The organism is Halobellus inordinatus (assembly GCF_024464655.1).
GTDB classification, from domain to species: Archaea; Halobacteriota; Halobacteria; order Halobacteriales; family Haloferacaceae; genus Haloquadratum; species Haloquadratum inordinatus.
Genome location: NZ_JANHAV010000011.1, coordinates 40,520 through 54,488 on the forward strand (window position 1 = coordinate 40,520; position 13,969 = coordinate 54,488).

Below are 13,969 nucleotides of genomic sequence, written 5' to 3' on the forward strand. Positions count from 1 at the left end.
TCACCCGATAACCGTCAGATCGCCGCCGAGGAACTCGACGAAGTACATAAATATCCACATCGCGCCGACGATAACCATATAGATCGCGATGAGGACGAGTGTCCCCACGGGGTCGAAGTCGTCGTGCCCGAGTTGCCTGACGACGCCTGATCGCCCCGACCCGATGACGAACCCCTCGTCGTCGATGGATTCCGTGTCCGGTACCGGAGTTCCCGTCTCTCCGGTGCCATCTCCGGCGGGAGTCGCCACCTCGCCCGTCTCAGTATTCGATTCCGCTGGCATATCGAAGCGTATCGACCGTACGTTCTTGAACGAGGCGTCAGATTCCTACACCGTGGGAATCGACGAAATGTGGAATCAAACCGATCCAGAAGGTCGAGTATGGAACTCACGCCGCGACTCGCAGGAATGATCGGCCTGTTGTCGATCCTGCCGGTGATCGCGTTCGGCATCTTCCGGACGTGGTGGGCCGGGCTCATCACCCTCGTCAACGTCATCGTCATCTCGATCGCGCTGTATCTCCTGTTTTCTCCTACAGAGGGGGAGGAACACGGCGGCCACGGCGAAAACGGGGCCGGTGCGGCGGGCGACGAGGCGCTCTGATCGGTCGTGCTCTCACCGCCGGCTGTGTCGCTCCCGTCGGTCGCCGGAACGTTACTCTCTGCTGTCGGCGTCGGCGAGGTGTCGGCATCAAACGTCGAGACCGGCGTCTTCCTCGTGATCGGCGCACTCGGCGGCGCACACTGTCTGGGGATGTGTGGGCCGCTGGTGAGCGTCTACGCCGACCGGATCGAAGCGACAGACGACAGCGACGTCGGTCTCTCGCCCCATCAGGTCCGCCAGCACGCCCTGTTCAATCTCGGACGGGCGGGCGGCTACGCGATCGTGGGTGCCGTTCTCGCTCTCGTCGGCGCACTCACCGTCGGCGCGGCCGATTCCGTCGTCTCGATCGGCAACAGCATCCGCGCGGCGACCGGCATCCTCGTCGGTGCACTGATTATGACGACCGGCGCGTCGTACCTGCGCGGCGGTGCTGGGGCGACGGTGCGGTTGCCCGGGCGACTCACCGCCGCGTTCTCTCGGGTCAGCACCGCGCTCACGAGCCGCGTCGACGCGCTCGTCGGTGACGCTCGTATCGCGGGGCTCGGCTTTGGACACGCCTTCCTGCCGTGCCCGATCACGTACCCCGCGTACCTCTATGCGTTCGTGATCGGCGACCCACTGCGGGCGGCATTCCTCCTGTCGTTGCTCGGACTGGGGACGATCCCGACGCTGTTCGTCTACGGGACGGCGCTGGGAACGCTGTCGACCGGCCGTCGTCGCACGCTGCATCGGGTGCTCGGCGCGGCGTTTCTTCTCCTCGGGTACTTACCACTGGCGCACGGACTGATGCTCGTCGGGATCCACCTCCCGCATCCGATGATACCGGTCTATCAACCGCTTGGGTGACACGATGACTGACAGAACCGACGCCGACGTGTGTTCGCTGTGTGATCTGCCGACGCCCGATCCGCCCATCACCGACGACGAAGTCGAGGGCGAGTACTGCTGCCGCGGGTGTCTGGAAGTCGCCCGAGCGCTCGGCGGCCCCGACAACGCGGCCGACGCCGACATCGAATCCGAACTCGGCGCGGGGACGGACACCAGCGAGGTTGAACCGCCGGACGACGCCGAGCAGACGTACCTCTCGGTCGACGGGATGCACTGTGCGACCTGCGAGACGTTCATCGAATCCACCGCTGCGAACGACGAGGGAATCTACGCGGCGGAGGCGTCCTACGCGACAGATATGCTCTCGGTCACGTACGATCCCGAGCAGACAGACGTCGACGATCTGGGAGCGCTCCTGCACCGCTACGGCTACGACGTAGACGACCCAGAGGCGACCGACGAGGAGGAGCGATCCGGGCTCGCGACGTTCCTCATCGGCGGCGGCGTCTTCGGAATGATGGTGATGGTCTGGTACGCCGTCTTCCTGTATCCGACCTACCTCGGCTTCCAGCCGCTCGTCGACCTCGGCGGCTTCGACGGACTCTACGTCCTCGGCAACGTCTGGGTGATGTCTTCCATCGTTCTCTTTTACACCGGCTACCCGCTGCTCCGCGGCGCGTACGTCAGCCTCCGAGCCGGCCAGCCGAATATGGACCTGCTCGTCGCGGTCGCGGCCGTCTCCGCGTACGTCTTCAGTATGGGTATGATGCTCGCCGGCCGCACACACGTCTACTTCGACGTGAGCGTCGCCATCGTGCTCGTGGTCACCGTCGGCAACTACTACGAGGACCGGATCAAACAGCGCGCCGCGAGTCGGCTGACAGACCTGACGAGCGCCCGCGTCAGCGACGCGACGCGGCTCACGGCCGACGGAGGGACCGAGACCGTTCCCGTCGACGAACTCGACGCGGGCGACAGCGTCCTCGTGCGACCGGGAGAACGGGTCCCCGTCGACGGCGTCGTCGTCGATGGCAGCGCAGCGATCGACGAATCGCTCGTCACCGGAGAGTCGCTGCCGGACCGTCGCGGCCCCGGCGACGACGTCCTCGGCGGCACCGTCGTCACCGACGACCCGATCACGGTCGAGGTGGGCGAGGCGGCAACGAGCACGCTCGATCGCTTGGTCGAACTCCTCTGGGAGATCCAGTCCTCGCGCTCGGGCGCCCAGCGGCTCGCGGACAAGCTGGCGACAGTGTTCGTTCCGCTCGTCCTCACGCTCGCCGTGCTGACAACGGTCGGTTTCGTCCTCACCGGGACGCCCCTCACCCAGTCGATCCTCACTGGATTGACGGTGCTCGTCGTCTCCTGTCCGTGTGCGCTCGGCCTCGCGACGCCGCTCGCCGTCGCGGCGGGTGTTCGCGACGCGGCCGAGGCGGGGGTCGTCGTCGCCTCCGACTCCGTCTTCGAGGACGCGCCCGACGCCGACGTCGTGGTCTTCGACAAGACCGGGACGCTGACCGACGGCCGGATGCGCGTGGTCGACGCGTACGTCCACGGCGACGACACGGACGGCGGGGGCCGCGTCCCGCCGACAGCAGCAGACGGCGGCGAGGTTCGATACGCGTCGGACGAGACTGCGGCGCGCGCACTGGCTCTCGCCGCCGCGGTCGAACGCTACGCCTCCCATCCGATCGCGCAGGCCGTCGTCGACGCCGGTCCCGACGTGCTCCCGGACGTGACTGACCCGAGCACGCATCCGAAAGGCGTGACGGGGACGGTCGACCTGCCCGACGGTGCAGCGAGCGGCGACGACACCGACGAATCCACGACAGTCGTCGTCGGCCACTCGGAACTGCTCTCCGAGCACGGAATCACGATTCCCGACGCGCTTTTCGACGCCGCAGAGACGAGTCGGGCTGACGGTCGCGTCCCGACGTTCGTCGCCTGGGACGGCCGCGCGCGGGCCGTTCTCGACGTGGGCGACGCGCCCCGCGCCGAGTGGGAGTCGGTCGTCGATGACCTCGGCGCGGACCGCGAGGTCGTCGTGCTCACGGGGGACGACGAGCGCGCCGCCGAACGGTTCCGTCGACACGCCGCGGTCGACGAGGTGTTCGCGGGCGTGCCGCCCGAGGCAAAAGCCGAGACTGTACAGCGGCTCCGCTCGCGAGGGACCGTCGCGATGGTCGGCGACGGTTCGAACGACGCGCCGGCGCTCGCGAGCGCCGACGTCGGAATCGCACTCGGCTCCGGGACCGACCTCGCCGGCAGCGCGGCGGACGCGGTGATCGTCGAGGAAGGACTGCACGCGGTGCCGGCGGTCTTCGACGTCGCGAGCGGGACGCACCGACGGATCCGAGAGAACCTCGGTTGGGCGTTCGTCTACAATCTGGTCGCGGTCCCACTCGCGATCGCGGGCGTGCTCAATCCGCTCTTGGCGGCCGTCGCGATGGGCGCGAGCAGCCTTCTGGTCGTCACCAACTCCTCGCGTTCGATCGCGGACCTGGACTCCGGGACGGTGACGGACGAGCGGTCGGTGCCGACGTCCGCCACCGACGGGCGGCCAGCAGCGAGCACGGGTCCCGAATCGGGAGTTACAAGTTCTGAGCCCCCTACCGTCGAGTGACCGTAATGACCGACGAGGGACGCTCCGGCGGCGCCGACGACGCAGGCGCGGACCCGTTCGACGTCGAACTGCCGCCCGGGTGGTCGGCGCAGCGACGCGACGGGACGACAGCCTACCAGAACGGATCGGGCGATCACCGCGTCCGAATCGTCGAATTCTCGAAGGGCTTGTCGCTCTACTGGTGGGTCGACGTCTACGTCTACGACGAGGGGTGGGAACACCGCGAAGTCGGTCTCGGCGACAGCTACACCGATCCCGACGACGCCGCCTCGGCGGTCGAAGCTTACATCGAACGCGTCGCACAAGGCGGCACGACCGAGACGAGCGACACCGGGTCCGACGTCGGCGATCCCGATGTCGAGGCAGCGCCGACCGCGGAGCGTCTCGAAGACTTCGATCCGACGGACCGCTCTCCTGAGAAGTGACTGACGAGGGCCGGATTTTTCTCCGCACCCGACGAACGGCCACCTATGAGCCAGCACGCGGCCGTCGACGTCGACCGAATTCTCGTCCCGACCGACGGGAGCGAGGGGGCGACGTCGGCGCTCGATCACGCGGTCACGATCGCGACGGAGACGGACGCGACGATCCACCTCCTGGCCGTCGTCGATCCGTACGGACTGTCGAGCGTCACGGAGCGGCGCGAAGTCGAAGCGGAACTCGAAGCGGTCGTCGCCGACGCCGCCGAGCGGGTCCGCGACGCCGGTATCACGGCCGAGACGGCAGTCGAGGCGGGCTTTCCCCACAAGGAGATCCTGAACGCGGTCGAAGACTACGGCGTAGACCTGGTCGCGATGGGGACGCACGGCCGGACCGGACTGGATCGCTACGTCCTCGGGAGCGTCGCCGAGAAGGTCGTTCGCCTCTCGCCCGTCCCGGTGCTCACGGTCCGCGTCGACGCCGCGGGTGAGCGCCCGTACCGCGACGTCGTCCTGCCGACGGACGGCAGCGACGCCGCAGCACCCGCCGAGCGATGGGGAGTCGATCTCGCCAGCCAGTTCGACGCGACCGTCCGGGCGCTGTCGGTCGTCCCACGGGGCCGGATCCGATCGAGTGAGACGGAGGCGGCCTACGAGGAGGCCGCACAGAAAGCACTCGACCGCGTCAGCGAGCGCGGGGCGGCGGCGGGAGTGGCCGTCCAGACGACGCTCGAACACGGCGTACCGCACCGATCGATCCTCGAATACTGCGACGACACAGACGCTGATCTCGTCGTACTCGGGACCCACGGCCGCACCGGCGTCGAGCGGTTCGTCCTTGGGAGTGTCGCAGAGAAGGTCGTCCGTCTCTCGGAGACGCCCGTCCTCGTCGTCCCCGCATAGCGTCGCAATCGGGGCAGTCTGTGGATTTTAGTTTTCAGCTCTCCTCTGTGAGTAGTCACTGAGTGGTTTGGAGCGTCGTTCGGCGTCACGGCTCGGAGGTCGAACCGCCGAGTTCGGCGACGAAGTCGGTCCGGATCGTGTGACAGTCCGTTAGAGACGAGCACCCCGGCGTATCTGATTATATTTACTATCGTTTCGTTTGTATTCACTGATTTTAACGATATTGGGGCGAGTACGACCCGTAGACGGAGATCAGTGAGTCTGACACTCGTCGAGGCCGCTTCCGTCTGGAGAACCACAAACCGTGTCCGTTGACACGGACGACAATGCTCCGTGGTACCACATCCTCGCCGCAACGGTTCACACCGCCGGCGAACGAGCCAAGGGGGACTGTCTTCGTCGACGTGCCCATCCTCGTGCGAGCGGGTGAGGGTGACAGACCACAGACGTAGTGACCCCGTCTTCGTCTCTCGCCTCGCTCGCGTCGAAACGTCACGCTTACTCCGGTCGCTCGCCACCCTCGGGTAATGACCGTTCCGTGCGTCCGCGTGCCGACGAGCGAGGGCGAGGAGACCCGTCAGGCGCTCGCGGACCGCGACCTCATCGATCGCGAGCGCGAGATCACGGTCGAGTCGGGATCGCTCTACATCCCCGTCACCGACGCGGCCGCGGTCCCGGCCGCGTACGACGTGGTCGATCACGACGCCCCCGCGCGGGAGACGCAGACGACGCCCGCGGAGGTGCTCGGCTTCGAACCCTCCTACGAGCGCCTCGGCGACGTCGTCATCCTCGACGAGGACGACGCCGACCGCGCCCGCCGGATCGCCGACGCCATCGTCGAATCGGATCTCCGCGCGCGGACGGTAGTCAATCGCGCCTCGAAAGTCAAGGGCGAACTCCGGGTGCGCGAGTGGGACGTCCTCGTGGGCGAGTCGACCGAGACCGTCCACCGGGAGTACGGCTACGAGTTCGCACTCGACATCGCCGAGGTCTACTTCTCACCGCGCCTCGCGACCGAGCGCCACCGCGTGATCTCCCAGGTCGGCGCCGGCGAGCGCGTGATCGATATGTTCGCCGGCGTCGGCCCGTTCGCGGTCCCGATGGCCGGCCGCGACGCGGACGTCGTCGCCTGCGATCTCAACCCCGTCGCCGTCGAGTACCTCCGGGAGAACGCCCGCCGCAACGGCGTCGAAGAACACGTGACGGCGATTCAGGGGGACGTCCGCGACCTCGCCGCCGACTACGCTGGCTGGGCCGATCGGCTCGTGATGAACCTCCCGCACAGCGCCGGCGACTTCCTCGAGACGGCGATGGGACTCGCAGGCGAGGGGTGTATGCTCCACTACTACGACATCCAGCACGAAGACGACCCGTTCGGCCCGGGAATCCGGGCGATCAGAGAGGCCGCGGCGGCCGCCGACCCGGCGTACGACGTCGCGGTCGAAACCGAGCACGTCGTCCGCTCGTACGCGCCACACGAGTACAACGTCTGTCTCGACGTTCGGCTCACGTCGCGGTGATTCGGAAGCCTTTTCTTACTCATCGCAGTACGGTCGAGTGCGTCCGAACGACCGCGCCGGTGTAGCTCAGCTGGCAGAGCGATTCCTTCGTAAGGAATAGGCCGAGGGTTCAAATCCCTCCACCGGCTTCTTTCTGCCGCACGTCACCCACACTGTGAACGGCTCGTATGTCGCACCTAGAACGAGGTGTTAATCTTCCGAACTGGTCGCTCTCGGCAATTCGACGACAGCGACCGTTCCCTCCGGTTCGTTGTCTTTCAGGGAGACGCTGCCGTCGTACTGTGAGACGAGTGTATCCACGAGATAGAGGCCGACGCCAGCCGCCGGATCGTCCAGACCAGCCTCGGTCCGCCCGAAGACGGCGTCTTTCTGCCCATCGGGAATCCCGGGTCCGTTGTCGGCGACCCGGACGACGACCGTCTCCGATCGAACGTCGCCGTCGATGCTCACGCGCGCCGTCTCCTTGTCGTTGTGCTGGACGGCGTTGTTCAACAGATTTCGGAAGACGGACGTGAGCAGTTCGTTGGCTCTCACTTCGGCCGCGGGTATCTCGGCGGCGTCGAGTTCGGCGTCCACGTACGCCGTCGTCCAACTTTCGAGGACCTGCTCGACGACCCGTTCGACGTTCACGGCCTCCAGCGTCGGCTCTGCGTCCTCTTCGAGCGTCTCGACGAAGTCGCGGACGGTCTTCGTGAGATCGATGACGTGTTGGTCGTGTTTGCGGATCCGGTCGACGATTTCGTGACCCTCTTCGTCGAGGTGCTCTTTCAGCATCTCACTCCAGCCGAGCGAGACGGACATGTCGTTGCGGATGTCGTGTCGAACGATCCGGTTGAGAACCAACAGCTGTTCGTTTCGCATCTCGAGTTCTTTTTCGTACGACTTTCGCTCCGTGATGTCTCGGGAGGTGACGACGATGCCGCCGATTACCGGATCGTCGAGCAGGTTCGTTCCGACCGATTCGAGACACCGCCAGGACCCCGACGCGTGTTTGAACCGCAGCTCTATCGAACGGGTCGGCCCGCCGCTTTCGACGTCGGCCGAGAACCGCTCGATAGCGCGCTGGCGGTCCTCGGGATGCACGTACTCGAAGATCGGCTCGCCGACGAGGTCGTCCGGTGAGTATCCGAGCACCCGTTCGATCGCCGGACTCTCGTACAGTACCGTCCCGTCCGCAGCGACGAGTGTGACGATGTCCTGGGAGTTCTCGATGAACGCCTCGTAGCGCTCCAGCTCGCGTTCGCGCTCTTTTCGCTCGGTGATGTCGACCGCGACACCGATGACACGCTCGACAGCCCCCGATTCGTCGAAGACGGGCCGATACAGCGTGTCGAACGTCGCGTCGTTGACAGTCACTTCGTCTCGGACACGGGCACCGTCGAGTGCGCGAGTGACGTTTTCGAGTATCGCCGGCGAGTCCCCGTAGACATCGAAGATCGACTCGCCGACCACCTCGTCTGCTGTCAGCCGTAGTTCGTCCAATCCTCTGCCCTGCGAGCACGTGAACACGCCGTCTGTATCGAGCGCGAAGAGGACGAGCGGTGCGTTCTCGAGCATCACCGAGAGCCGGTCCCGTTGCTGTCGCAGTTGCGCTTCGTACTCCTGCCGCTCGGTGACGTCCCGTCCCACGCCAGCGACCAGTCGCGTCCCCTCCTCGGTCGTCAGCGGAACCACGGAGAACTCGTATGGGACGTAGTCACCGCCCTCAGTTCTGAGATCCGCTTCGACGGTGGTGCGGTCGTCCGCCTCCAGTGCAGTCGAGATTGCGTCCGCAACGCGCGTTCGATCTCGCTCCCCGAAGAGATCCGTCGCCGAACTCGATTCGAGTTTGGCTTCCTCGAAGCCACTCACCGCGGCGAGCGCGTCGTTCCAGTAGACGAGATCACCAGCGGGTGTGCACACGCAGAAGGCATCGTCGAGAGCGTCGAGAGCGGCCGGGAAAAGAGAGAACTCTGCACTACGAGCATCGGCGTCTGTCATCTGTGCGTCCAGTGGGATTTCGACGAGGATGCGTGCCGGTTCATTGCATTCGCGTATCGTATACCTAGCGTTGCTGGTTCAAAGACACTGTGGTCCGAAACGTGCAGACGAGGCTCGAAGCGGCTGTCCCATATGCTGATACTGTCGGACAGAAGTTCGTGAACTGTGTTGGCGAAGCCGGAAAAACGCACGGCTATGTGGTCACGTCTCCGGATTCGCCGGGGGCTTCGTCAGCCGTACGGCGTTCGGACGTCGCAGTCCCCCCGGCGACAGCGGGACGGTCGGCCGCTGGTGTTACCGTCACCTCGCGCTTGGGATATGGGATCTCTATGCCGGCATCGTTCAGCGCCTTGTAGAGCGACCGGTTGAGTTCGTGTTGGGCACGTCGTCGCCGCGTCGGGCCGTTAACCCAGCAGAGCAGTTCGTACTGGAGCGCGGAGTCGCCGAACGATCGGAAGCGGGCGCGGGGCTTCGGCGAGTCGAGGACGAGAGATTCAGCGGCAGCAACGTCGACGGCGAGCTCCTCGAAGGCGTCGATGTCGGTTCCGTAGGCGACACCGATCGGAACCCGGACGCGACGGCGGCGCTGGGGTGCCGATTCGTTCGTCACTTTCGCGGCGTTGAGCGTGGCGTTGGGCACGGTGACCATCACTTCGTCGCGAGTGAGAAGCGTCGTCGATCGCACGCCGACCTTGACGACCGTCCCCGCGGTGCCGTCGTCGAGGACGATGTAATCGCCGATCTTGTAGGTGTCGTCGAAGTACAGCGCGATGCCGCCGAAGAAGTTCGCGACCGTGTCTTTCGCCGCGAACCCGACGGCGATACCGGCGACGCCCGCCGCGCCCAGCAGCGGCGTGATCTCGATCCCCCAGAGCCACAGCAGCGTGCCGGCGCTCCCCAGCAGGACCGACAGCGTCCAGACGTTCGAGAAGACGGGGGCGAAGTCGAATCGGCCGCCCTCCTCGTTGACGGCGGCGACGAGTCGGTTCACCACTTCGTTGGCGGCGTAGGCCCAGACGAGAACGATGACCGAAAGCGAAGGCTTTCCGAAGGCCACATCGAGCGTCTGGGCATCCAGGAGTACCGACGAACGCACCGCGGGGACCTGCGTGAGTACGTACACTCCAACGAGCGCCGCGGTGATGACCAGTGGGGCCCGTAGCGAGGAAATGACGATGTTGTCGTACTCGGTGCTGGTGTTCGAGACGTAGCGCCTGGCGATGCGGAGGATGACGAACTCCATCACGATGGCGCTCGCGAACGAGAGGACGAGCACGAGGGCCGTCGCTTCGATCGCAGAGAGCCCCTCGAACAGTTTCACCAGCGGCGAAAGCATACGGAACCGACGCGATGGGGTGGGATAACCATTTCTGCGCTGTGCATCGGACGCCCTCTGCCGCTGGAGAGGTGGGTACCGCGGTGACGTTCGACAACCAACAGAACCGGGCGTCCGACCCCCAAGTCGTCGTCAGAAACGCGACGGGCGGGACCGTCATCGATCGGACGACGACCATCGACAGCAGGACCTCCGGCCGATCGAGATATCCGGTCGATACCGAAGGTGAGTACCCCGTGACCGTCCAGGGGCGCGACCGATTCGAGACGACAGTGCAGTGGAACACCGAGGAGTGTGAAACGCTCCAGATCCAAGTGCGGATGGCCCCCGACGGCGTGAACGCGGCGAGCCGTTGTGCAGAGAACTGATCGTGGTTATCGTACCCCTGCATCGATTCTCGCCGAACAGGATGGCAAGCATCGATGCGGACTTCCGATACTCATACTGTCGGACAGCAGTTCGTGAATGATGTTGGCACCCACGGGGTGCCGATGATTTTCACACAGTTCTGTCCGACAGTATCACTATGAGCCGACTGTCAGGTCCGTGGGGGTCGCTTCCGCGAACGAAGCAGCGCGCCCGTCGGCAGTATCAAACGCCAGTGCGTCCCACGCTATCGACGTGCTCCTGTACCGACACACAACTTAGCTCAATTATTTCTTGTACTTTGGAGTGGCTATTCGCAAAACAAGTAATTATTTCCCGTAGGTGGATGATGCTTAAACGGGCACAGTAGAGTGCCCGCCGCAATTCGGTACCCCCCATACCGGGTCGGGTGGCTGTGGACAGCCTTCGCATCACCTCCTACAGTGCCAAACTGTCCACCACAGCCCCCGACTGCTACCGTCGAACTGCCCGGCCGTTCGCCGTCGAGAGACCACCGGCGAGCGACTGCTGCGGAGCGAGAGCACCCAGTCGGAAAAGGGAGCGTGACCGTGTGGTTCGTATCGGAGCGAGTCGCGGCGCGCTCAGGCGTTGCGACGTCCCCGGCCGCGCTGACGGCCAGCGGTGTTGACATACTCGATGGCCGGATCGAACAGAGTGCCGAGAACGAACTCACAGTGGCGATTTTAGCGATTGCCAGCACGCCACACCGGCGATTTTCGAGAGAGTCATAAGTGGCATCGGTCCGGTAGTAGCGTTGGCACGGCTTCTCATCCGGTCACACAGCGTCGAGCGGCCGACTGAGTAGCCGGGCTACACGCGCTCTGGTCAGTATCCGAGCTGGTCACGGACGAGCACGACCGTCGTGCGTCCGTCTTCGAGTTCCTGCCGGAAGATCAGTTGCTTTGCGATCGCGGACTCGACGCCGTAGGCCTCCTTGGCGCGCTCGTTTTCGAGGGGGTACGCGACGGATTCGAGCCGGTCGAGCGCGTCTTCGAGCGTGGGGACGATCTTGTTCACGCCGCTGACGATGACGACGTTGCTCGCGGCGAAGGGATACGCGCCGATTCGACTGCCCGAGCGATCCGCGGCGACGAGTTCGCCCGTCTGCGAGATGGCGTTGATACCGCCGAGGAAGTAATCGGCCGTCTGGGACTCCCGGCGAGCGGCCTGTCGCTCGGCGTCGTCGTCGATGCTCCAGATTTCGTCCGGGAGGCTCTCCCACTCGTGGTCGCCCTCGGTCAGGTACTCGGCGAAGCCGACCTCTTCGAGCGTCGTCGAGTGACCGTTCATCACGGACGCGCCCGCCGGGATGTGAGACTGCAGCGTTTCGAGCGCCTCGTCGGCAGAGTCGACGACGGCGACGTCGAACCCGTTGGCTTCGAGGTTTTCGACCGTCTCCTCGATCGTCTCCTCGTCGGCCTGCTCGTCGAGTGTTGCGTCGATGTCTGCGTCGTCTACGTAGTCAGATTTCTGCTGTGACATATGGGTGATCGGTTTCGACGATTTACCCTAGTCACGGGTGTTACTTAACGAATCGCGGACACGAGTGTTAGGTGGTTACGCCCACGTCACTTTCGTTTCATACAGTCGGACAGAACGAGGTGAAAATCATCGGCACCCACGGGGTGCCAAAATGGTTCACGAACTGCTGTCCGACAGTATCAGTCGTCGGACGGTGCCGTTCGACGGTTACTTCAGAAACTGGACGGAGACCAGCGCCGTCGGGATGAGAATCGGAATCGTCAGGATCGCGCCGCTGATGACGACGAACGGCGCGACGCCCTGGACGGGGTAGGTGAGCAGATCGACTGCGACCCAGTTCACCACGTTCGCCATTACAGAGTAAGACACGGCGGCAAGTAGCACGATCACGCTGAACGTTCCAGCCACGACGGTCGCGGCACCGGGCGCCGATTCGTTGCTCGTTTCTGTCTGCTCTTGTACACTCATTTCGTATTAATCACTATTGGTATTGTAATAACTGAGCACACTTAAAATGCTTCGTATGCATCTGAGCCCGATTCAGACAGTTATACGGCGCATTTTGAACTACTCACTTCTGGACGTCGGTATCGAGATTGGGAGAAAGTAACAATATTATCCGGGTTCGACCAACCGTTGTGCTCACTCGTAGCGGAGCGCCTCGATGGGATCGACTTTCGAGGCCCGCCACGCCGGATAGAGTCCGGCGACGACGCCGACGCCGATCCCGACGATCACGGCGAAGACGACCCACTCGCCCGCGATCGTGAACCCGACCTCGGCGAACCGCGTCGCGCCCCAGGCGACCACGAGACCGACGGGAACGCCGACGACGGCCCCGACAGTCCCCAGCAAGGCCGACTCCGTGAGGAACAGCTGCATCGTGTCGCGGTTGGTCGCCCCGACTGCTTTCATAATCCCGATCTCCTTGGTCCGCTCTGTGACCGACACGAGCGTGATATTGGCGATGCCGATCGCTGCGACGACCAGCGAGATCACCGCGATCCCGGTCACGAAGCGCGTGATCCGATTAATCACTTGCTGGATCGTCTCGACGATGTCGCCGCTGGTCTGCACCTGGATTTCGGTGCCGTCAGAGAGGAGTTCCGCGGCGTCGGACTCCGTCGTCAGATACGTCTCGGTCGCCTGCTTCACCGACTCGACCGCGTTCGGGTTCGCGACGACGGTCACCTGGGGGTAAGCCCGGACGTCCGCCCCCACCGAGGGGCTCTCGACCGTCGTCGGGTAGAACGGATCGACCGGCAGGTACACGCGCGGAGTCACCTCGCCGAACCCGGAGACGAAGCCCCCGCGCGTCCCCGAGGTGATGCCGACGACCGTGACGTTCCGCGTCTCACCCGTGGCTAGCGTGAGTTGAACCGTCGAGCCGACGGTGACGTTCCGTTCGAACGCCCTCGCCGCGGCCTCGTTGAGAACGGTCTCGTTGGCTCCGAGTTCGAATGCCTCGCCGCTGACGAGGCTGTCGTCGGTAAATGTCGCCGGCACCGTCGCGGTCGCTTGCCGCTGGGCGATCGTCTGATCGCCGTACGCCATCGTCGAGACGCCGACGATCCCCTGTGGGATGACGGCCTCGACGCCTTCCTGTTCGCGGAGGGTCTCGACGTCGATCTCCGTGAACACGGGCTGACCGAAGCCGGAGACGCGACCGGGCGGGCCATCGTCTCCGCTCGCGGGCGTGGCGAAGACGTTGTTCGCGTTCGTGTCTCCGATGTCGGCGATGACGGCGGCCTGCACGCTCGCGCCGAAGGTCGCGAAGACGACGACGGAAGCGATCCCGATCACCATCCCGACGACTGTCAGTCCCGAGCGCAAGCGGTGTGCTCGGATCGATCGCGCCGCAATCCGCAGCGCCTCGCGGAACTCCATC

13 protein-coding genes and 1 tRNA gene are annotated in these 13,969 nt (G+C 64.9%); 8 read left to right on the forward strand and 6 right to left on the reverse strand.

All coding sequences use genetic code 11. The annotated features are described in order from the left end of the window. Positions 1 to 282 carry a ba3-type terminal oxidase subunit CbaD gene (locus tag NO347_RS15725; protein ID WP_199723121.1) on the reverse strand — a complete coding sequence of 94 codons (282 nt, stop codon included), beginning with the start codon at positions 280 to 282 and terminating at the stop codon, positions 1 to 3. 99 nt (positions 283 to 381) lie between these two features. Between NO347_RS15725 and NO347_RS15730 the strand changes: the two genes are divergently transcribed. The 7 genes from NO347_RS15730 (at position 382) to NO347_RS15760 (ending at position 7,024) form a co-directional block, all read left to right on the forward strand. Then, the gene (locus NO347_RS15730; RefSeq protein ID WP_121570867.1) at positions 382 to 603 is read left to right on the forward strand and encodes a DUF8131 family protein; all 222 of its coding nucleotides are present in this window, start codon (positions 382 to 384) and stop codon (positions 601 to 603) included. Positions 604 to 627: 24 nt separating this feature from the next. Continuing rightward, the gene (locus tag NO347_RS15735; protein ID WP_256290624.1) at positions 628 to 1,449 is read left to right on the forward strand and encodes a sulfite exporter TauE/SafE family protein; all 822 of its coding nucleotides are present in this window, start codon (positions 628 to 630) and stop codon (positions 1,447 to 1,449) included. 4 nt (positions 1,450 to 1,453) lie between these two features. Continuing rightward, positions 1,454 to 4,054 (forward strand): heavy metal translocating P-type ATPase, encoded by a 2,601-nt coding sequence (locus NO347_RS15740; RefSeq protein ID WP_256290625.1) that lies wholly within the window; start codon positions 1,454 to 1,456, stop codon positions 4,052 to 4,054. Between the two features lie 5 nt (positions 4,055 to 4,059). Continuing rightward, a complete protein-coding gene (locus tag NO347_RS15745; RefSeq protein WP_256290626.1) occupies positions 4,060 to 4,479 on the forward strand; it encodes a hypothetical protein in 420 nt (139 codons plus the stop codon). Positions 4,480 to 4,524: 45 nt separating this feature from the next. Next, positions 4,525 to 5,376, forward strand: a complete 852-nt coding sequence (locus NO347_RS15750; RefSeq protein ID WP_256290627.1) for a universal stress protein — start codon at positions 4,525 to 4,527, stop codon at positions 5,374 to 5,376. A gap of 527 nt (positions 5,377 to 5,903) precedes the next feature. Then, positions 5,904 to 6,896, forward strand: a complete 993-nt coding sequence (locus tag NO347_RS15755; protein WP_256290628.1) for a class I SAM-dependent methyltransferase — start codon at positions 5,904 to 5,906, stop codon at positions 6,894 to 6,896. A gap of 55 nt (positions 6,897 to 6,951) precedes the next feature. Next, positions 6,952 to 7,024, forward strand: a tRNA-Thr gene (locus NO347_RS15760). 61 nt (positions 7,025 to 7,085) lie between these two features. Here the strand turns inward: NO347_RS15760 and NO347_RS15765 are convergent. Both NO347_RS15765 and NO347_RS15770 read right to left on the reverse strand, forming a co-directional pair. Further along, a complete protein-coding gene (locus tag NO347_RS15765; RefSeq protein ID WP_256290629.1) occupies positions 7,086 to 8,876 on the reverse strand; it encodes a PAS domain-containing protein in 1,791 nt (596 codons plus the stop codon). Between the two features lie 193 nt (positions 8,877 to 9,069). Beyond that, a complete protein-coding gene (locus NO347_RS15770) occupies positions 9,070 to 10,212 on the reverse strand; it encodes a mechanosensitive ion channel family protein (protein WP_256290630.1) in 1,143 nt (380 codons plus the stop codon). Between the two features lie 83 nt (positions 10,213 to 10,295). Between NO347_RS15770 and NO347_RS15775 the strand changes: the two genes are divergently transcribed. Next, a complete protein-coding gene (locus NO347_RS15775) occupies positions 10,296 to 10,580 on the forward strand; it encodes a hypothetical protein (protein ID WP_256290631.1) in 285 nt (94 codons plus the stop codon). A gap of 844 nt (positions 10,581 to 11,424) precedes the next feature. On the opposite strand, the gene NO347_RS15780 is transcribed toward NO347_RS15775, so the two are convergent. The 3 genes from NO347_RS15780 to NO347_RS15790 all read right to left on the reverse strand — a co-directional run bounded on the left by NO347_RS15780 (position 11,425) and on the right by NO347_RS15790 (position 13,968). Beyond that, positions 11,425 to 12,081, reverse strand: a complete 657-nt coding sequence (locus tag NO347_RS15780) for a lactate utilization protein (RefSeq protein WP_256290632.1) — start codon at positions 12,079 to 12,081, stop codon at positions 11,425 to 11,427. A 207-nt stretch (positions 12,082 to 12,288) separates the two neighbouring features. Then, complete coding sequence (locus NO347_RS15785; RefSeq protein ID WP_256290633.1) at positions 12,289 to 12,549, reverse strand: hypothetical protein; 261 nt, start codon at positions 12,547 to 12,549, stop codon at positions 12,289 to 12,291. Positions 12,550 to 12,723: 174 nt separating this feature from the next. Further along, complete coding sequence (locus NO347_RS15790; RefSeq protein ID WP_256290634.1) at positions 12,724 to 13,968, reverse strand: ABC transporter permease; 1,245 nt, start codon at positions 13,966 to 13,968, stop codon at positions 12,724 to 12,726. Between the last annotated feature and the right edge of the window lies 1 nt (position 13,969).